11 protein-coding genes are annotated in these 13,472 nt (G+C 45.5%); 6 read left to right on the forward strand and 5 right to left on the reverse strand.

Features of this window, described 5'->3' with window-relative positions; all coding sequences use genetic code 11:
- Positions 1 to 59: 59 nt before the first annotated feature.
- Positions 60 to 3,284 carry an EAL domain-containing protein gene (locus L5L97_RS17980; RefSeq protein WP_263183211.1) on the forward strand — a complete coding sequence of 1,075 codons (3,225 nt, stop codon included), beginning with the start codon at positions 60 to 62 and terminating at the stop codon, positions 3,282 to 3,284.
- A gap of 73 nt (positions 3,285 to 3,357) precedes the next feature.
- Here the strand turns inward: L5L97_RS17980 and ftnA are convergent, their stop codons facing one another.
- Positions 3,358 to 3,894: a non-heme ferritin gene (ftnA, locus tag L5L97_RS17985; protein WP_113941270.1), complete on the reverse strand. Its 537-nt coding sequence runs from the start codon at positions 3,892 to 3,894 to the stop codon at positions 3,358 to 3,360.
- 349 nt (positions 3,895 to 4,243) lie between these two features.
- Here ftnA and glp point away from each other — a divergent pair, with 349 nt between their 5' ends.
- From glp to L5L97_RS18005, 4 genes are all read left to right on the forward strand, one after another.
- Positions 4,244 to 5,497, forward strand: a complete 1,254-nt coding sequence (gene glp, locus L5L97_RS17990; RefSeq protein WP_263183214.1) for a gephyrin-like molybdotransferase Glp — start codon at positions 4,244 to 4,246, stop codon at positions 5,495 to 5,497.
- A gap of 10 nt (positions 5,498 to 5,507) precedes the next feature.
- On the forward strand, positions 5,508 to 6,278 hold the full coding sequence (gene moeB / locus L5L97_RS17995; protein ID WP_263183215.1) for a molybdopterin-synthase adenylyltransferase MoeB: 771 nt from the start codon (positions 5,508 to 5,510) through the stop codon (positions 6,276 to 6,278).
- Positions 6,279 to 6,406: 128 nt separating this feature from the next.
- On the forward strand, positions 6,407 to 7,069 hold the full coding sequence (locus L5L97_RS18000; protein WP_113941267.1) for a Bax inhibitor-1 family protein: 663 nt from the start codon (positions 6,407 to 6,409) through the stop codon (positions 7,067 to 7,069).
- A 17-nt stretch (positions 7,070 to 7,086) separates the two neighbouring features.
- Positions 7,087 to 7,332 carry a DUF333 domain-containing protein gene (locus tag L5L97_RS18005; protein ID WP_263183217.1) on the forward strand — a complete coding sequence of 82 codons (246 nt, stop codon included), beginning with the start codon at positions 7,087 to 7,089 and terminating at the stop codon, positions 7,330 to 7,332.
- 86 nt (positions 7,333 to 7,418) lie between these two features.
- Here L5L97_RS18005 and rlmF read toward each other — a convergent pair whose 3' ends face one another.
- Together rlmF and L5L97_RS18015 are read right to left on the reverse strand one after the other, a co-directional pair.
- Positions 7,419 to 8,519, reverse strand: a complete 1,101-nt coding sequence (rlmF, locus tag L5L97_RS18010) for a 23S rRNA (adenine(1618)-N(6))-methyltransferase RlmF (protein WP_219251720.1) — start codon at positions 8,517 to 8,519, stop codon at positions 7,419 to 7,421.
- A 58-nt stretch (positions 8,520 to 8,577) separates the two neighbouring features.
- A complete protein-coding gene (locus L5L97_RS18015) occupies positions 8,578 to 9,006 on the reverse strand; it encodes a flagellar basal body-associated protein FliL (protein ID WP_105250969.1) in 429 nt (142 codons plus the stop codon).
- 170 nt (positions 9,007 to 9,176) lie between these two features.
- Between L5L97_RS18015 and L5L97_RS18020 the strand changes: the two genes are divergently transcribed.
- Positions 9,177 to 9,740 (forward strand): chorismate--pyruvate lyase family protein, encoded by a 564-nt coding sequence (locus L5L97_RS18020; protein WP_219251719.1) that lies wholly within the window; start codon positions 9,177 to 9,179, stop codon positions 9,738 to 9,740.
- 101 nt (positions 9,741 to 9,841) lie between these two features.
- Here L5L97_RS18020 and L5L97_RS18025 read toward each other — a convergent pair whose 3' ends face one another.
- Both L5L97_RS18025 and L5L97_RS18030 read right to left on the reverse strand, forming a co-directional pair.
- A complete protein-coding gene (locus tag L5L97_RS18025; RefSeq protein WP_263183219.1) occupies positions 9,842 to 12,433 on the reverse strand; it encodes an immune inhibitor A domain-containing protein in 2,592 nt (863 codons plus the stop codon).
- Between the two features lie 317 nt (positions 12,434 to 12,750).
- The gene (locus L5L97_RS18030; protein WP_011848195.1) at positions 12,751 to 13,344 is read right to left on the reverse strand and encodes a YhgN family NAAT transporter; all 594 of its coding nucleotides are present in this window, start codon (positions 13,342 to 13,344) and stop codon (positions 12,751 to 12,753) included.
- Positions 13,345 to 13,472 lie beyond the last annotated feature (128 nt).

The raw sequence follows: 13,472 nt of genomic DNA on the forward strand, positions 1-13,472 counted from the left end.
CAACGTTATTACGTTGAATTTTCTTTTTCTGCCTAGGTGAACGAGTGGAGTGATCTTTAATGCCGTCAGCGCTACACCATCTCAGTTTGAAGCAAAAGCTCATTCTGTTTTCGTTAGTCCCATTATTAATGATGAGCTTTTTCATTCTGACGCGCATGCATGACTTGATAAAGGAATCACACTCAGCCAAGCACAATCATCTTGCGGTACAAACGACGGTACAAATCACTGAGCTACTCTATCAGTTGCAAAACGAATATGGTCTAAGTACAAATCAGCGACCAACCGATGAAGTGCTATTACAGCAACAAGCGACTAGGTCAAAAGCACTCGATGCATTACTGAACAGTGAGCCTTTAGAGCATCTTCTGGAGGCGCTCGACCCTAAAAGTATTGAAGCAAACAAAATGAATGCATTGTTGGATGCGCTCAAACTCACAGGCAACAAACTCGCTAACGTTCACCAAAACCACACAGACGAAACACTGAGTCAGTTTACGGAACTCTATAATCAATTCCACACTCAGCTTTTACAGCTCATCCAGTTATTACAGTTACAAACCAATGAAATCAGTCAGTCCCGTGCCTATACCGATCTATTGAACCTGCTTATGGTGCAGGAGTTGGCCGTAAAAGAACGAAGTGCCATCAATCAATTACTGCTCAGCAAGTCACTCAATATTAATGATTACCGCACCATAATCTCCTTTATGTATGAATATGAGCGAGCCGTGATGCACGCGAGTAATGCATCAATTTCCGATAGAAGGTCCTTACTGCAAAACCTACAAGATTCGCCAGAAAATCAACGCATTCTGCAAATCAGCAAGCAAATTGAACAACAAACTCGCATTAGCGCTCTGGCACAAAATATTAATGCCTACTTAGGTTACGGTGGCTTAATGGGCAGTTTTCAGGACTATTTGCTTAAGGGCGATGAGATTTCACTGCAAAAATTTAATGCAGCACTTGCGACGATTCAGCTTAATTTGGATGAACTCAGTCACGAGACTCGTTCTCTACCCGAATTTAAGGTGGCGCTCAAAACCATTGAGGACAGCATAAATCAATACCAGTTCAGCATGGTCAAGTTGCAGCAACTGAAGCAGCAAGGTTTGCCGATGACGGAGATCAAAGCCATCGCGCAAGTCCCTGCCAGTGAGGACAAATTAAGCCAAGCGATGAGCCAACTATTAATGCCGCCACATCCAATTGATAGCCAGGAGTGGTGGGATCTCACCACTCAGCGTATCAATCAACTACATTTGCTGGCGCAAAATATCACCAAGAACATGGCGCAGCAGAGCGAATATCAACAAAACCACACCTTAATCTTACTCGGCTTATACTTGTTCTCGGCTTTGTTCACCGCGACCATCACACTTTGGCTTGGACAAAAGATCATCCGCAATTTTATGGATAAGATCACTAAGATTGCCAATGACATGCAGCAAATGGCAGCAGATCCACAGCTCAATATTAATATCCAAGTCTCAGGCACAGATGAACTCGCCCGCATGGCCCGTGCCATGAACCGTATGATTAGCGAACGGCAAAAAGCGAACCATGCCCTAAGCCGTGCCGCAGCTGTGTTTGACTATTCTGCCGAAGGCATAGTGGTGACAGATGCCGACAACCATATTGAACTGGTCAACCCCGCGTTTTGCCACATTACGGGCTATTCATTGGAAGAAGTAAAAGGCCGCAGTCCCTCCCTACTCAGCTCTAGCCGTCATCCTAAACACTTTTATACCGCCATGTGGGAGTCACTACAAAAAGAAGGCAAATGGGAGGGTGAAGTTTGGAATAAACGCAAAGATGGCCAAGTATATCCCGAGTATCTAGCGATCACTGTGGTGCGAAATGAGCAAGGTAAAATAATCCAACATATTGGTTTATTTATGGATATCAGTAAGCGTAAGCAATATGAGCAGGATCTTTGGTATCAGGCCAACTTCGATGGGTTAACTGGGCTGCCTAATCGTAAGCTGTTCAATGAACGACTACAGCACGAAATCCATGTGGCGCAGCATGACTCTCGCAAGCTGGCTATCTTGCTGATTGATTTGGATCAATTCAAATATATCAATGATGTACAAGGCCATGCCACTGGAGACTTATTACTTAAAGATGTCGCAAAGCGCTTAGAAGGCATTGCGGGGAAAACCGATTTTATCGCACGTATCGGTGGCGACGAGTTTGTGCTTATCTTGCCACGGCTGACTAACGAACTCGCCATAGAACACATGGCAACCCGAATCATTGAAACCTTAGGTATGCCATTTAACTTAAATGACCGCGAGATCCAGATTTCGGCCAGCTTTGGTATTGGCGTCTATCCCGAAGATGGGTTAGATACTGGCTCACTCACCCGCAATACCGAAACCGCCATGTATCAAGCCAAAGATGCGGGACGGAACAATTTTAAATACTTCACCGCGGGTATGAATCAAGCCATGTTCGCCCGGATGGAGTTAGAACAACGTCTACGCCGTGCCGTGGCACAAAATGAATTTGCCCTGCATTATCAACCTATCGTGGATATGCAAACCGGAAGTGTCTGCAGCGTCGAAGCCCTTATCCGCTGGCAAGATCCCGAGCTTGGGTTGATCCCGCCGGATCAATTTATCCCATTAGCCGAAGAGACTGGATTGATAGAGCCTATGGGCGAATGGGTGCTCAACCAAGCCATGCATGACCTGAGGCAATGGCAGAAAAGTGGCTTAAATATCAATGTCGCGATTAATGTTTCCAGCCGCCAATGTATCAATACACGCGGTATGGGGTTCGACCAAGTGTTGCAAGAGTGCTTCAACCGCCACCACGTTAACCCACGAAATGTGCATATTGAGATCACTGAAAGCATGCTGATGGGCGATGCCAGCCATTGCTTGAGCACGCTCGAGTCTATTCGTCATTTAGGCTCGCAAATCTATATCGATGACTTTGGTACGGGTTATTCTTCCCTGAGTTATCTGAAAAAATTCCCAATTTCAGTGATTAAAATCGACCGCAGCTTTGTGGAAAATGCCCTCGAAAATAACTCGAACGCCAACTTAGTCAAAGCGATTGTCATGATGGGGCAAAGCCTAGAAATGGAGTTAGTTGCTGAAGGCATAGAAACCGAAGCACAGTGGCACTTCCTACGAGATTTAGGTTGTCACTTCGCTCAAGGGTATTTGATCTCCAAACCGCTCCCCTTTAACGAGATCACTCCCTTGCTACGCATCAAGCACACAGCGCTGTTGAATGATGGCTATCAAGATAAATGCGTGAATATCTAAGCTTATAAAAAATAAAACGATAAAGAACAAAAAAGCAGCCTAGGCTGCTTTTTTTGTGGCAAATAAAACGGGTTTAAGCCTGTGGTTGGCCTTGACCGTTCATTATGCTTTCGCCACCCTTAGAGGCTAGCTTAGCTAAATCTTTATCTATAAAGAACAGAGCCTTACCATCTTCGCCCACTAAACGTATCTTATCGACAATCGACTTAAACAGCTTTTCTTCTTCGTGCTGCTCAGCGACATACCATTGTAAGAAGTTAAAGGTTGAGTAATCTTGATTCGAAAATGCGGCATGGGCCAAGGCATTGATCTGACGGGTAATCAGTTGCTCATGCTCATAGGTTAATTCAAACAATGTCAGTAAAGAATCGAACTGTGACTGTGGCGCCGCAATCGCACCTAACAAAGGTAAGCCACCGGTTTCACTCACATACGTGAACAGACGACGCATATGGCCCATTTCTTCATCCGCGTGCTCACGCATAAACTTAGCTGCGCCTTCAAATCCCTGATCTTCACACCACGCACTCATTTGCAGGTATAAATTTGAGGAGAAGAACTCCATATTAATTTGTTCATTCAACTTTTCGATCATAGTTGCAGACAGCATAGTAAATCCTCTTTTGCATTCGAACTGAATCATGGGGGACATTGTCATCAAGGGGGTCGACAAAAGCAACAAAATTTACCTTTGGATTTCTTGCTAAGTTAATGATTCATTGATAAAAATGATTTTCATTTGTTCATCGACTCGCGTTCAACCCTCGAATTAGCGCAGTAAATTGTATGACTTCTAGCGAGGTTATCGCCCAAAGTGGCAGAAAAAACTGACTGGCCTATCACAGAAACTCACATGCAAATCATAGCCATCCCAGATCAGCGTGGCATAATAGCCAGTCATAATCAGGTGGAAATTCATTCAGCGTCATTACGACCCATTGCATATAAGGCAGACCCTAATGTCCGTAACAGCCGATCCTTGTTCGCAACCTAGCTTAATGCATCCAGATCAAGCTATTCCCCTTTTGCTCGAGCAAGTTAGCCCAGTGTCAGACACCGAAGTCGTATTGCTTCCCCATGCCCTTGGCCGCGTCCTAGCAGAAGATTTAGCTTCCTGCATCGACCTGCCGCCCTTTAACAACTCCTCTATGGACGGCTACGCCTTCCGTTTTGTCGACTTAAATACGCAAACCAATCAGACCGCATTGCGCCTTATCGGCAGTTCCTTCGCCGGCCATGGTTTTAAAGGTGAAGCCAAACCTAATACCTGCGTGCGGATCATGACAGGCGCGCCTGTGCCTACAGGTTATGACACAGTGCAAATGCAGGAAGAAGCCGAGGTTGAAGGAGAGATTATTCATATCCGCCACCCTAGGGCGCAAGGCGCCAATGTGCGTTGCCGCGGTGAAGAACTCACCCAAGGCACTAAAGTGCTCAGTGCTGGCATTCAAATTGGTGCCGCCGAACTCGGGGTGTTGGCCACGATTGGTGTTAGCCAAGTGCGAGTTTATCGTCAGCTTAAAGTGGCCTTTTTCTCCACAGGCGATGAACTGCGTCCCGTTGGCAGCGAATTAGCCCTAGGACAAATTTACGATTCAAACCGTTACTCGATCCAAGGCTTACTCAGCCGCGCTAACGTGGAATGGCTCGATTTAGGCGTAATAGCCGATGATCCTGAAGCCATACGTCAGGCATTTCGCCATGCGGCCAGCCAAGCCGACATGGTATTAACCTCGGGTGGCGTGTCGGTCGGTGAAGCGGATTTCACTAAACAAATTCTTGATGAGGAAGGCAAAATTACCTTCTGGAAACTCGCCATCAAACCAGGCAAGCCCTTTGCCATGGGCCGTATCGGCAAAGCGATATTCTGTGGTTTACCGGGGAATCCCGTGTCTTCTATGGTGACGTTTTACAAACTCGTTTGGCCAATACTGAACAAGATGCAGGGGTTAACCCCAGTTGCACCTTTGATGTTAGACGCTACGCTCACCACGCCTGTGCGTAAACAACCGGGCCGCGTCGAATATCAACGGGGCATTTTAAGCCGTAATGCACAAGGTAAACTTGAAGTTGCCATTACTGGTAGCCAAGGTTCTGGCATGTTGACTTCGATGAGCTTAGCAAACTGTTTCGTTTTATTGGAGCAATTCCAAGGTGATACTTCCGCTGGCACCCAAGTGACTGTCGAGCCATTTAACAGCGTGCTTTGCTAGGAAAATCCCAATGAATGTGCCAAAAGATATTCTCAGCGACAGCGAACTCTTAAGATACAGCCGCCAAATATCCATCAAGGCTATGGATATCGACGGTCAAGAACGCTTAAAACAAGCCAAAGTGCTGATGATAGGCGCTGGCGGTTTGGGCTGTGCCGCCAGCCAGTACCTCACGGTTGCGGGTATTGGTGAACTGACACTGGTCGATTTTGATACAGTTGAATTATCCAACCTGCAGCGCCAAGTGCTGCATCAAGATGCTAATGTCGGCCAGCCTAAAGTCGAATCGGCTAAACAGAGCCTCATGCAGCTCAATCCCTTTATTAAGATCAATATTATCAATGCCGTATTAGATGATTATGAGATTGACGCCCTTGTCGCCGATCACAATCTAGTGCTCGACTGCACCGATAATGTCAGTGTGCGCGAGCAACTTAATCTCAGCTGTTTTAAGCATAAAGTGCCCTTAGTGTCTGCCGCGGCAATTCGGATGGAAGGCATGGTCACTGTGTTCGATTATCACAGCGAAACGCCTTGTTATCATTGCTTTAGCGCCCTATTTGGCGAGCAACAACTGAGCTGCGTTGAATCGGGTATCCTAGCCCCTGTCGTCGGCATGATAGGTTGTTTGCAGGCGGTTGAAGCCATCAAAGTGATCACTGGCATGGGTAAAACCTTAGCGGGACGCATTTTGATGATCGATGCGATGACGATGGAGTTTCGCGAGATGAAGTTACCGAAACAAGCCCGCTGCAGTGTTTGTGACACTGAAGAGGCTTAGGTTGTTCTCACTTGAAAAACGGCTTTATTTACACTAGCTTAATTGCCACCGCTTAATTTGCCGTCATATAGCCCAACACTGATGACGCTTAATGGCCCGTTAAAATAAGGAAATCACAAGGAAAACATATGGATTCGGAAAACAGTGTATTTGACCGCATGACCACAGACGACCCAATAGTTGGCGCAGGTATTTACAACCTCGTTATCGGCCTCACGCTGATTTGGGGTTTTGCCGTTAACTATTGGATGGTCACCAATATCGACCCAGAGGCGATTGCCAATGTTAATCCTTGGATTTTCTTTATCGGCTATTTCGCCTCCTGTTTCTTTGGGATTTATCTATTCCAAAAATCGACTAATCCCGTTGTCAGTTTTATTGGCTACAACTTTGTAGTCGTACCTTTCGGCTTAATTATCAATATGGTGGTTAGTCAATACGATCCCGAATTGGTGACCGAAGCCATTCGTATCACAGGGCTAGTGACCATAGCCATGATGTGTTTAGGCACACTCTTCCCCGCCTTTTTCCAAAAAATTTCCGGCGCACTCACGATTGCTTTATTGCTCGTTATCGTCGTCGAACTGATTGAAGTGTTTATCTTTAATACTCACCACGGCATTTTAGATTGGATAGTCGTGCTGATTTTCTGCGGTTATATTGGTTATGACTGGGGACGAGCGAATCAAATTCCTAAAACCATAGATAATGCTATCGATAGCGCCGCTGCTTTGTATATGGATATCATCAACTTGTTCCTACGGATCCTGCGGATTTTAGGGCGAAAATAACTCACCAAGGAGTGTCTATGAAAATCAAATTCCTGCTTGTTACTGCTCCACTTCTGGCGAGTGTGGTATTAGTCGGATGCAGTGATACTGAACAAGCAAAAATAGCCAATCCCGCCTCTGAGTATTGTGTCTCCATTGGTGGCAAATTAACAATTGAGAAAACCGCCGAAGGTGAACATGGGATCTGCACCTTACCCAGCGGTGAAGCAATTGAAGAGTGGGCGTTATTCCGTCGCGAGCATAAGGAAGAAAAGCCGCAGTAACAGTGGCTATTTTTACCTTTAATAAAAACAGGCGCTATTGGCGCCTGTTTTGTTAACAGTACTTAATTGGGTCATACCCAAAAGCCTTAACGGGCTAAGTGTTCACCGCGCCAGATTGTGCGCTTAGCTGCTGACTGGAAGCTCCACGCTAAAACCCGCGTAATTTTATTACCCTGCTGCATCTCAATCGTTTTCACAGTATCGACTTTCAACTGCGCTAAGGCTTGATAACAAGGTTTCAGGTTTTCCTTCTTCGACACTAGACTGGTAAACCATAAGCATTGATCTGCAACCATTTGGCTCTCACGGATCATAGTCGCTAGAAACTGTCGTTCACCACCTTGGCACCAAAGCTCAGCCGCTTGACCGCCGAAATTCAGCTTAGGGGAAGACTTGACCAAGCCACCTCGATTGAGCTGCAGATTATTCACCTTACGCTTTGTACCTTCGCTCGCCTCAGCCATAGAGGCATGAAATGGCGGATTGCACAGGGTTAACTCAAAACGTTCTCCGGCTTGAATGATTCCCTTGAAGACCGCCTTGTCATCTGGCTGTAATCGTAAACTTATCTGCCCTTGCAGCAATGGGTTTTGCTCAATAATACTCTGCACATTACTGAGTGAACCGGCATTAATATCCGAGGCGACAAATTGCCAACCGTATACTTGGCAACCCAATATGGGATAAATACCGTTCGCGCCAGTGCCGATATCTAATACCCTAGTTTTATCCAAAGCAAATACATCATCGCCTTCGGCTAGAAGGTCTGCTAAATAATGTAAATAATCGACTCGACCGGGAATAGGAGGACATAACGCTCCATCAGGAATATCCCAAGACTCAATCCCATAATGATATTTCAGTAGCGCCGCATTAAGGATTTTAACTGCTAACGGATCGGCAAAATCGACCGATAAAGCCCCATAAGGCGTGGGTCGAACAAAGGCTTTTAGCTTAGGGAATGAACTCATCAGCGCCGGAAAATCATAGCCGTTCAAGTGTACATTTCGAGGATGTAAAGCTTTTTTAATCTCAGCACTAGGCCTGTTTTTGACCGACTTGGCTTTGCCTTTCACCTCAGTTCTAGCCTGCTTTGGTGCTTTAGTTTTTGCATGACCAATGTTGGCTGTACTCGTTAGGCGTTTCGCAGTCACTAATTGGACGGGTTTCACGGCAGGTTTTGACATAATAGCTCTTGTAACGCAATGGGCCGACCTGAGTCAGCCCATGGAATGGGGCAGTAAATTAATCGTACAGATAAGAGGTAAACAATAAGTTTACGATCAAGGGTTTGCCAGCTTCTTTGGTGATCAAGTTGTTGACCATTTCAAAGCACTCACGACGAATCTCTTCACGACCCGTGAGCGACTTAATCTTCTCTTCCGATTGATTGCCTAACACTTCAACAATTGCGGCTCGCAATAATGGATTATGGAGCTCAATTGTCACTAGATCATCTGGACTCTTTACCATTAACTCAACGCTAATCTTCACAAAACCCAATTTCTTGCGATTAGAAATATAGTTAGTGACAATTTCGGGTTCGAAACCATAGTAGGCATACTCACCCGTAGGTGGGGTTGCTGCAGCAGGTGCTGCTTCTTTTTCATCGGCCGCATAAACACTGAAAACACTGGTAAACAGGATCAGACAGACTGAGAGTAATTTTTTCATAGCGGCTTACGGCTCCCTAAAACAATAATGGTAATGGAAGAAACTTCCCAATCTATATAGCCAAACAACCTGAAGATGCAGTATCCGTATCTGGAAGTAGCTTGGGTATATATGCTCGCGTCGCGACATGCTAGACTGCCGACGTTTGTTTATATTGTAACGAGTATTTAATGAATGTGACTAGCTTAAGCTTTCCCTATGGTGAATCTATTCAGTGGTTTTCAGCCGATCTAGCCGACAAACTCCCCAAATCGCCCTTGAAAGAATGGTTGCTTGCCACTGGCAGCCTAACGCAAAAACTCAAAACTTGCTGTGCTCAATTTGAAGTAAAGATACTAGGCGAAGGACTGCATGCTCCCTTAGAGGGCGAATATCCCCAGCAAGGTGCTGTATGGATCCGTGAAGTCTTGCTTTGCCTCGACTCGATACCTTGGGTATTTGCCAGAACCTTGATCCCTGAAAAATTAATGGCCGAGCGCAAAATGGATTTCCTTAGTTTGGGTACTCGCCCCTTAGGTGAATTACTGTTTAGCCAAGATAACTTCATCCCCGGTAGAATCGAAGTGGCCAGTTTCGAAACCTGTAGTCGCCTTGGCCACTTAGCTGAAAGTTTAGATCAAAGTGTCGAACATGCACTCTGGGGACGCCGCCGCTATTTCCATCACGGTGAGCATGAAATGATCGTCAGCGAAATCTTTCTGCCAGCGGCCGAGCAAGCTATCCGTCAGTTGTAAACTTTAGATTTCACCCAAAGCTTAGTCAGAATTTAGCCTCAAGACAGATAAAAAATGCCTCTAGATCAGAGGCATTTTTGTTCGGGTTTCAAACAATCAACTTAGTGCACATTTAACTGGCGGCGCCAAGTCAATAAGCTAAGGAAGGTAAGGCTTAACCAACCTAAGCTGCCGCCACCTGAACTCTCACTGGCCGGCGGAGTTACTGGAGGCGTAACAGGTGCAACAACCGTTACCGTCGAACTGCTAATCGCCTTAGTATTTTGCGCATCTGTCACTGTAAGCTTCACAGTATAAGTGCCCGCCTTCGCATAGGTATGGGTTGGCGCCGTGACAGTGCTTGTCGTGCCATCACCAAAATCCCAAGCGTAGGTTAATACTCCCATACCGCCACCAATGTTGCTGGTGAAGCTTACTGCTAATTGGTTGACAGTATTAGTAAAACTGACAGTTAACGGCGCTATAGCATCAGAGTTCGCATTCGCAAGACGAATGACCGCAGTACCATTATTGCTGGCTTGAGATAGTACCTGCATTGTCAACCCCAGCTGCTGCAACACCATACCTGACTGTGGCTGTAGTGGCGCGCTGTAATCTAAGCTGTCATCGAACAGGCTGACAGCATCGCGATGATTGTCCTCCAAATAGAAGGTTTGATTTACTGTACTAAAGGCCGCATCACGAATTTGCACGTCGGTAGAGCGAGTGCCAATCATATTTTGGTCAGCATCAATCACGCCAATCAAGCCATGGCCAGCATGGTCTGAAACGTTATTGTCACTGTAGCTAAAATTTTCTAACCAGAGTAAAACTCCGGGATCAAAGCTTTTTGCTTTCAAACCCGCATCGACACCATTATGGCTACGCAGCTGGATAATATAACGAGACTGAGATTTGGGATCCGGACGAGAATCCTTAATCCGGCTATAGCCGTAAAACGTCATTTTATCCGCGACTTCAGCGTTATCACTATATAACTCAGTGGTATTTTGTTTAACGCTGATGTTATCAATAGCGATCCCTGACTTAGAGGTTAAATCATCGGTGACATAGTTGAACTCAACAGCAACAGATTTTCCAGAATATGCTGATAAATCATATTCTAATGTTACCCAAGCATCACGACCTTCCGCCTGAGCAAGCGCAGACGATTCACCAGTGATGATATGACGAGCGCTATTTATCCCATTGTTCGACTTAGTGTAATTACCCGCAATGGCCGCACCATCCACTTTCACCTGCATGTAGTCAAAGTCAAGTTCAATACTCCAACTGGCCTTCATACTCAGAATCAGTTTATCTGTGGTTACGGCAGGTAATTTAACATTAAAAATCATGCTGTTATTCAGCATATTTCCTTGGCCAGAATAGTACTGATAACTGCCCTGATAAGGTGTTTTAAAAGGAATTAGCGTTGGAGGAAGTGGAATAGAGATCTGATTAACCGCCTGATGATTAACCGCCTCATTCAACGTCACTTCCATGCCTGATTTGGGAATGCTATCTAAGGAAATTTCACGTTCATTTAACCACTTACCTTTGTATCTTTTCTGTAGATAAGATCGAGCATAAGGACTAAAACCACTCGGCTGAGCGCCAGGAATAGCACCAGCCCAACTACCACCAGACATTAAAGACCATAGCCCCACAGGCGAACCGTCTTTCTTATCATTTTCAGAGGTATCGTACTCATCAGGCAGACCTAGATCATGGCCAAACTCGTGGGTACACACGCCCGTTGCCGCATCGATAGGCTGAATGGTATAACCGAATACTTTTTTGTTGGTACCAGTAAGCGCATAACCATTGGTTGCTTGGTCGACATAATATCGATGCGACCATATCGCACTTTCACCTAGTTTTCCGCCACCGACCTCTTCGCCTACGCTAGAGTGGAAAATCATCACATGGTCGATAATGCCATCGGGCTCATCGTAAATACCGTTACTGTTCAAATCATTTTGGTCTTCAATATCATAGCTAGCCAGCTCTGCTTCAGACATATTTGCAACAGCTTGAGATACGGCTTCTTTGACCAATTGTTCGACCTGTGAATCACTACGGGTATCTGGATCATTAGCACCATAGTATTCAGCATTTTGCGAGGCGGTATACCAGCCCTTCACATCCCCAGTAAAGGAGAAGGTTTGCCCAGAAACCGCTTGATAATATTGATACCCCGAATCTAACGTCTGCCCCTGTGGACCTTTGAAGCCCGTAGGCGAAAAGAGTAATTCCTTGTAGTGGGACGCAGGATAACTCGGGTAATACATGTCTGTATCTCCCGCTTTTAAGCCATTGTCATCATGTTTTAGATCAGCAAAATCCACTAATACTGTGAGCACTTTAACGGTTTTCTTTACATCCGCATCGGCCTGTAAACGCTGTGCAGGTGAGCGCATCATTTGCGATGATTTAGCTCTTTGTAGACGCGCATGTTCAGCTTCAACTTCGATGCGTGGCGCTTTAGGTTGTGCCAAAGTGGCGCGATGAATATAAGCTTCTATCGCCTCCTGCTTTACGCTATCACTGGCATCGGCGGCCACTTCGCCACGCTTAATCAACCAATATAAAATTCGATCTTTATTAATCACACCCGCATCTGCAGGTGTATGATTCGGAGCTGCAATACTCGCGCCGCTAATCAATGCCAACATCAGTCCAAACGCTGTTACGCCTTTTGTACTTCGCATTTTTAACATCCTTCTGTAACAGCCAACGCCATTCTATTTATTAAGACTAGTGTCTCTTTGTATTAAGACAAATTACCTTTAATTAGTAACCTACTCAGGGTTTATCTGCCTTCAAGTGATAGAGACAGAGTTTTTGACATTAGCAGCACTGCACCTCAGTAACAACTTGATACACCTGTTCGCAGGTAAGATTTGCACTTTTGTCAGCAAATATTCAGCAAACCTCTGTGCTGACTCAATTCCAAGCCAAATCTCAGCCATAAAAAAACCGCATTAACAACGTTAATACGGTTTCGTTTTGATCAAACTAGATAAAGTTAGCCAGCGGTTTTCAGATAGTTTGAAATACCGTCGAGGAACATTTGCACTGAGATCATGACCAGCACCATACCCATCAAACGTTCGACTGCTGTGAGCCCCTTTTCCCCCAGCACACGGGTGAAAAGTTTATAAAACATTAAGATCACCGCACTCGCCCCCCAAGCTGACACTAACGCTATGGTCCAATCGCCCATACGTGAGCTATCGGTATGCGCCAGTAAAATCAAGGCTGCAAGAATCGATGGGCCAGCCATCAAGGGAATAGCCATAGGCACGATAAAAGGCTCTTCTCCCGCGGCTAATCCAACGACACCACCGGGTTGGGGGAAAATCATCTTAATCGCGATCAAAAACAGAATAATACCGCCTGCAATACTCACAGATTCGGAACGAAGATTTAAGAAACTTAAAATTGCTTCACCCGCATAAAGAAAAGACAGCATGATCACTAAGGCGAAAAGTAATTCGCGGATCAGTACCTTACGACGTTTCTTGGGATCGATATGTCGCAGAATCGATGCGAAAATCGGCAAATTACCCAAAGGGTCCATGATCAGAAACAACATTACCGCAGCAGAGAATATATCCATTTAACGTATCAACACCCAAGCCAACATAAGCCGATATTATATACCCAAACAATCTGAAGATGCAGAATTCAGCGGGAATGTAACGCACTTTAGGCAAGGCGGTTATTTGCGGACCTAGTGGGCTAAGT

The organism is Shewanella sp. SM71, assembly GCF_025653905.1.
Classification (GTDB): domain Bacteria; phylum Pseudomonadota; class Gammaproteobacteria; order Enterobacterales; family Shewanellaceae; genus Shewanella; species Shewanella oncorhynchi.